Source organism: Klebsiella sp. MS 92-3, assembly GCF_000195655.1.
In the GTDB taxonomy this organism is placed as follows: Bacteria; Pseudomonadota; Gammaproteobacteria; order Enterobacterales; family Enterobacteriaceae; genus Klebsiella; species Klebsiella pneumoniae.
The window spans coordinates 15,715-21,274 of sequence record NZ_GL882724.1 but is presented as its reverse complement, the minus strand read 5'-3'; the positions used below and the strand labels follow the sequence as shown (position 1 = coordinate 21,274).

Below are 5,560 nucleotides of genomic sequence, written 5' to 3'. Positions count from 1 at the left end.
AAAACACCACCCCCCCCCCCCCCCCCCCCCGACAAGCCGGGGGCCCCCCCCCCCCCCCCGGCCTGCGCTTTTTCGCGCGCCAGGCGGACGACATAGTGCTGGGCGCTCTCCTGCGGCTGGCGCTGCTCCTCGATACCAGGAACCAGACGCTCGAAAGCGAGACCAAGCTGAGTCAGCAGTTCCTGCCGACGCGGGGAACCAGAAGCGAGATACAGAGTTGTCATATCAACCTTATTGCACTGCAAATTGCTGACGCACTTTACGCATCAGCAGGAAGAGCCATGGCCAGAGGATGCCGTTTACTACACTACTCCAGAATACTTCCGGACGGAAAGAGACGTTGATCACTAAAAACTCTGCCCAGAAAACAATGATATCCACGGCCAGGGATAACAGCATTACCACCAGCGCCTGTTGCCACAGCGCCAGGTTACGGAACAGCTGATACTTCAGCGCGACCAGATAGGCGACGATGCTTAAAGACAGCGCGCGAACGCCGAGCGTTGAACCGCTGATGAGATCAAGAATAGCCCCCATCACGAACCCCGTCCCCACGTTTACCCGGTGCGGCAACGCGAGGATCCAGTACAGCAGGATCAATAATACCCAGTTGGGCCGGAAAACGCTGATGTCCGCCGGCCAGGGCATAATTTGCAGCAATAGCGCGATAAGAAACGAGAGCCAGATAACCCAGCGTCCCTGGCTACGGTAACTTGCCACTATTGCCCCCCTGCAGGCTGCGACGGCTGAGGCGGCGTCAACCCGGTGGCGGGCGCCGGCATCTGCGGCCCCATCGCATCCGGCGCAGGCAGTACCTGCGGCATCATCTGCATCAGACGTTCGTTAGCCACCCGATGAACCTCTTCCGGGGTCATCGGGTTAGCGCCATTACGATCGGCGCCCCACAGCAGCAACAGATAGCGCAAGCGCTGCAGCCCGGCCGTCGGACGCGCCTGAATCACGGTATAGGCGCGCTGGGTGTCCAGTTTCACCGAGGAGACTACCCCAACCGGATACCCTTCAGGGAAACGACCGCCGAGACCGGAGGTCACCAGCACGTCGCCGACGCGAATATCGGTATTCGCCGGCAGATGCTCAAGCTGGAGATCGTCCGTGCAGCCGTTACCGGCGGCAATGACGCGAATGTCGTTACGCAGAACCTGGATCGGCAGCGCATGAGTGGCATCGCAGATCAGCAGCACCCGGCTGGTCATTTTCGCCACGGCCACGACCTGCCCCACGACGCCTTTATCGCTGATAACCGGCTGGCCTTCATAGACGCCGTTCACGCTGCCTTTGTCAATAACCACCTGATCGCTGTAAGGGTCGTTGACCGTTGAGATGACCTGCGTCACCATTTTTTGCTCGTCCTGGCGCAGCGGCGAGCCAAGCAGTTCACGCAGGCGCGCGTTCTCCTGCTTGTACTGGCCCAGCATCAGCAGATCGCTGTTTTTCAGCAACAGCTCCTGGCGCAGCGCGCGGTTTTCCAGTTCGAGCTGGTCGCGGGTAGCTAGCGTCTGCGATACGCTGTCGAGCAGTTCCCGGGGACCATTAGAGACAAAGTAGAAAGGGCTGACGGCTGTATCCATGTACGTTCTGATTTGACTGAACGTACCCAGGCGGCTGTCGGCGATAATCACGCCAAGCGCCACCAGCACCGCCAGAATAAGGCGAATCTGTAGCGAGGGGCCACGGCTAAAAATTGGCTTCATAGGCTATGCGTATTCTCGTGTCAGTAAAGACCAGGGGCAGCTCGTATGCCGCCCCGGACCTTCAGGCTGACTACTCTTCGCTAAACAGGTCGCCGCCGTGCATGTCGATCATCTCCAGCGCCTTGCCGCCGCCACGCGCTACGCAGGTCAGCGGATCTTCAGCAACCACGACTGGAATACCGGTTTCTTCCATTAACAGACGGTCCAGGTTGCGCAGCAGCGCACCACCGCCGGTGAGAACCATCCCGCGTTCAGAGATATCAGACGCCAGTTCCGGCGGGCACTGCTCAAGGGCAACCATGACCGCACTCACGATGCCGGTCAGAGGCTCCTGCAGCGCTTCAAGAATTTCGTTTGAGTTCAGGGTGAAGCCGCGTGGCACGCCTTCCGCCAGGTTACGACCGCGCACTTCAATTTCGCGCACTTCATCGCCCGGGTAAGCCGAACCGATTTCATGCTTGATACGTTCAGCGGTCGCTTCACCGATCAGGGAGCCGTAGTTACGACGCACGTAATTGATAACGGCTTCGTCGAAGCGGTCACCGCCGATACGTACAGAAGAGGAATAGACCACGCCGTTCAGGGAGATAACCGCCACCTCAGTGGTACCGCCACCGATATCCACCACCATGGAGCCGGTCGCTTCAGAAACCGGTAAGCCTGCGCCAATCGCTGCCGCCATCGGCTCTTCGATCAGGAAGACTTCACGGGCGCCTGCGCCCTGCGCGGATTCACGAATAGCGCGACGTTCGACCTGGGTTGCGCCAACCGGTACACACACCAGCACGCGCGGGCTCGGGCGCATAAAGCTGTTGCTGTGCACTTGTTTGATAAAGTGCTGCAGCATCTTTTCCGTCACGAAGAAGTCAGCGATAACGCCGTCCTTCATCGGGCGAATCGCCGCGATATTACCCGGGGTACGGCCGAGCATCTGCTTCGCTTCATGACCCACGGCGGCGACGCTTTTCGGCGATCCGGCACGATCCTGACGAATGGCCACCACGGAAGGCTCATTCAATACGATGCCTTGTCCTTTTACGTAAATAAGGGTATTCGCGGTACCCAGGTCAATGGACAGGTCATTGGAAAACATGCCACGAAATTTTTTTAACATACTAAGGGATAATCCTGAAAGCTGGGGCGGAAAACAAAATCCGCTTACTTTACCAACCACACGCAGCAGCGACAAGGCGCAAAAATCACCTGCTGCGGTGAAAATTAGTGCAGTTCATTTCCTTTGTTACAAATTTTCCCGACTCCGTTCATTGCTGAAATCTTCAGCAGCGCTCCACGCCTGAATTTGTAACCTGTCAAAGGAGGGTCACTGGCATTTACATTGCGATGATCCGGCAGGTAGACAAGCACACCCCCTTCACGATGGCGCGCGTTATTCTACGTGAAATCACGCTAAACGGCAGATCAAACCGAGTATCTTTGCGAATATTTTTTCACATTTGTGTCAAGTGGCTGTGAGGCGGCAAAAAATTCCCCCTGCCCGCCCGTGACACCGCATTGGGACAGTACCAACCACTCGCTGCGGCTGCGTACGCCCGTCGCAAAAACTTGCATAGGCATGCCTTTACAGGCTTCCACCAGGCTTTGCACCAGCAGTTGGTTCTCGCTGCGCTTTTCGATGTTGCGCGCCAGACCCGGATGCAGTTTGATCAGCTCCGCATCCAGCTGCTTGATCCAGCTGGTTCCAACCAGGGTTAACCCCGCCTGAACCACTGCCACCCGAACGCCCAGAGCGTTAACCAATCGCATAACCGGCTGCAGACGGCCGATATATTGACAAACATCTGCCTCTGCAAGTTCAAAAATAATCCGCTGACGCTGCGATTTTTCACACTGCATCAAGGCATCGCGCAGCCAGCGCTGGAAACGCGGACGGATCAGCGACTCCACCGACAGTTGGAGCGCCAGATTCTCCTCGGGCCAGAAGCCTAAAAACGGCAGCAGGCGCGTTACCTGCAGGCGGTCATACTCCTCCGCCAGGCCAAACTGCAGCACCATCGGCATGTATTCCGCTGCAATCACCTCTTCTTTACCGTCGTACATCCGCGACATCAGTTCACGATGATGTACCCGCCCGTCGCGGGTGACAGCTGGTTTTTGGTACAACCGCGGCCCGCCGCGGCTCAGCATCTGTTCGATCAGCGTTCGCCAGCGAACGTTGCCGCGACCTTTCTCCGGAAGGGTGTCATCATAGACCGACCAGCTGTTGCTGCCCTGCAGCACCGCGTTGCGCGTCGCCGCTTCCGCATGTTCCATCACCTGCGCCGCCGATTGCCCGCTGCGGAACGAACAGATGCCGATATGCATCATATCGTCGCGATCGAGGATACGCGTTGGAGGCAGCGCATCCATCGCCTTCAGCAACAGGCCGGCGATACTATCCGCCTCTTTCAACGTACGGTGCGGCAGCAGCACGGCGAAGTCGCTACGGTGATAGCGCGCCAACAGCGCGCCGGGGTAACGCATAATAAAGGTAGAGAGCAGGTTGATAAGCGTAAAGTAATGTTCTTCGGCCGCCGCCCGTCCCCAGTTGTCCCGTAGCAGATCAAACTCCGGCAGACGGATCATCATCACGATGCCGTAGGCTCCCACCTTCTCCTGGTCTTCCAGCAGCGTGGCCAGCTGATTGTCAAAAAACAGGCGGTTATTCAGTCCGGTTTTCGAATCCTGCGCCGCGTAGGAGCGAATAAGCGTATCCATCCGGCTGCGCTGATCGCTGGCGAACTGCAGCTCCGACAGCAGCATATCCAGCGCGCTACTGGTGCTGGCCGGCCATTCATAGACCGACCCGCGCACCTGCGGCCCGCGCTCGCCGCTCAGGATACGCGTGGAACGCAGCTCCAGCAGCTCCTGGCCGGCCAGCTGGCGGCGGATCCAGCGGACGGCGAAGAAAATAATCACCACCATGAAGCCAATGGAGATCGACAGCGGGGCAGTGATCGACAGCGAACGGAAATAGTTCACCATCGGGTCAACGTAGACCAGATGCAGCGTAATACCAGGATGTTTAAGCGACTGAACCGTGATCTCACGGAATTGCTCATGGCTGCCGAGCGGGCGATAGCTATCGGGTCGGGAATGGCTGTAGAGCGGTTTGCCGTTGAGCATGAAATCGATATGCACGATCTCGATCGGCGTCATCAGCTCATCCAACTGCGGTTCAAGCTTATCGAAAGAGGTGGTGATGAGCCGGTTATCCAGCATGGTCGCCACCGCCTGAACGCGGTTTTCGACCTTGTTCTCAATGCCGTTATAAAAACTCAGCGAAGCGCCAATCAGCGTGACAAAGATGGTCAGGCTAGTTAGCAGCGTAATAAAGGCTGAGAACTTCGTCGTTAATCGCATCCCTGTGTTAACTCCGCGAGTGAATGACTACCCGATGAACCATCAGGCTCCCGTGCCGGCGCGCGCCTTGCCGCAAGCATTAACCTTTTAAAGCGCGACGCATACTATCAAAGATGGCGAGTCTGGCAATGGAATGCGTATTATCGGTAAAAGTATGCCGATAGCGAGTATAGTTTGCAGAAAAAATTTGCCAATCGTCGCCCGCCTGCGGCCTGCGCCAGAAGCGCTTTAATTTTAGACGCAGGATGGCAAACCCGCGCCAGCGACGCAAATTATTACCGGTTTACCGTTTGGCCTGCTTGCCGCCCTCTTTTCCCTGCTAAAGATGCCGGGTCATGCGCGGCAAAGGAAACGTCTTGCGCCACTTTCCGATGATTCCTGGACGACCGCGCCTCTGCTTCGGCGGCGGCTCCTCATCCTAATGTGCAATTTTTCGTGACATATTCGCCATTCATCGCCGTCTCCGTCATGCTTAGGGAAACGCATGA

General features: G+C 57.4%; 6 protein-coding genes. All 6 read right to left on the bottom strand.

The window, feature by feature from the left end:
* Positions 1–224: Maf family protein (locus tag HMPREF9538_RS31325; protein WP_009483998.1), on the bottom strand; the 224-nt coding region annotated here is incomplete at its 3' end.
* Positions 225–231: 7 nt separating this feature from the next.
* On the bottom strand, positions 232–720 hold the full coding sequence (mreD, locus tag HMPREF9538_RS24625; protein ID WP_002918648.1) for a rod shape-determining protein MreD: 489 nt from the start codon (positions 718–720) through the stop codon (positions 232–234).
* A complete protein-coding gene (gene mreC / locus HMPREF9538_RS24630) occupies positions 720–1,712 on the bottom strand; it encodes a rod shape-determining protein MreC (protein WP_004149974.1) in 993 nt (330 codons plus the stop codon). The genes mreD and mreC overlap by 1 nt, the downstream gene beginning before the upstream one ends.
* A 70-nt stretch (positions 1,713–1,782) precedes the next feature.
* Complete coding sequence (gene mreB, locus HMPREF9538_RS24635; RefSeq protein ID WP_002918653.1) at positions 1,783–2,826, bottom strand: rod shape-determining protein MreB; 1,044 nt, start codon at positions 2,824–2,826, stop codon at positions 1,783–1,785.
* Positions 2,827–3,131: 305 nt separating this feature from the next.
* Positions 3,132–5,072 (bottom strand): RNase E specificity factor CsrD, encoded by a 1,941-nt coding sequence (gene csrD, locus HMPREF9538_RS24640; RefSeq protein WP_002918686.1) that lies wholly within the window; start codon positions 5,070–5,072, stop codon positions 3,132–3,134.
* Between the two features lie 79 nt (positions 5,073–5,151).
* The gene (locus tag HMPREF9538_RS24645; RefSeq protein WP_002918687.1) at positions 5,152–5,343 is read right to left on the bottom strand and encodes a hypothetical protein; all 192 of its coding nucleotides are present in this window, start codon (positions 5,341–5,343) and stop codon (positions 5,152–5,154) included.
* Between the last annotated feature and the right edge of the window lie 217 nt (positions 5,344–5,560).

What these genes read in the sequence shown, in the direction of transcription:
- mreC (WP_004149974.1), bottom strand. Translation starts at nt 1,712, where the DNA reads ATGAAGCCAATTTTTAGCCGTGGCCCCTCGCTACAGATTCGCCTTATT.
- mreB (WP_002918653.1), bottom strand. Translation starts at nt 2,826, where the DNA reads ATGTTAAAAAAATTTCGTGGCATGTTTTCCAATGACCTGTCCATTGAC.
- csrD (WP_002918686.1), bottom strand. Translation starts at nt 5,072, where the DNA reads ATGCGATTAACGACGAAGTTCTCAGCCTTTATTACGCTGCTAACTAGC.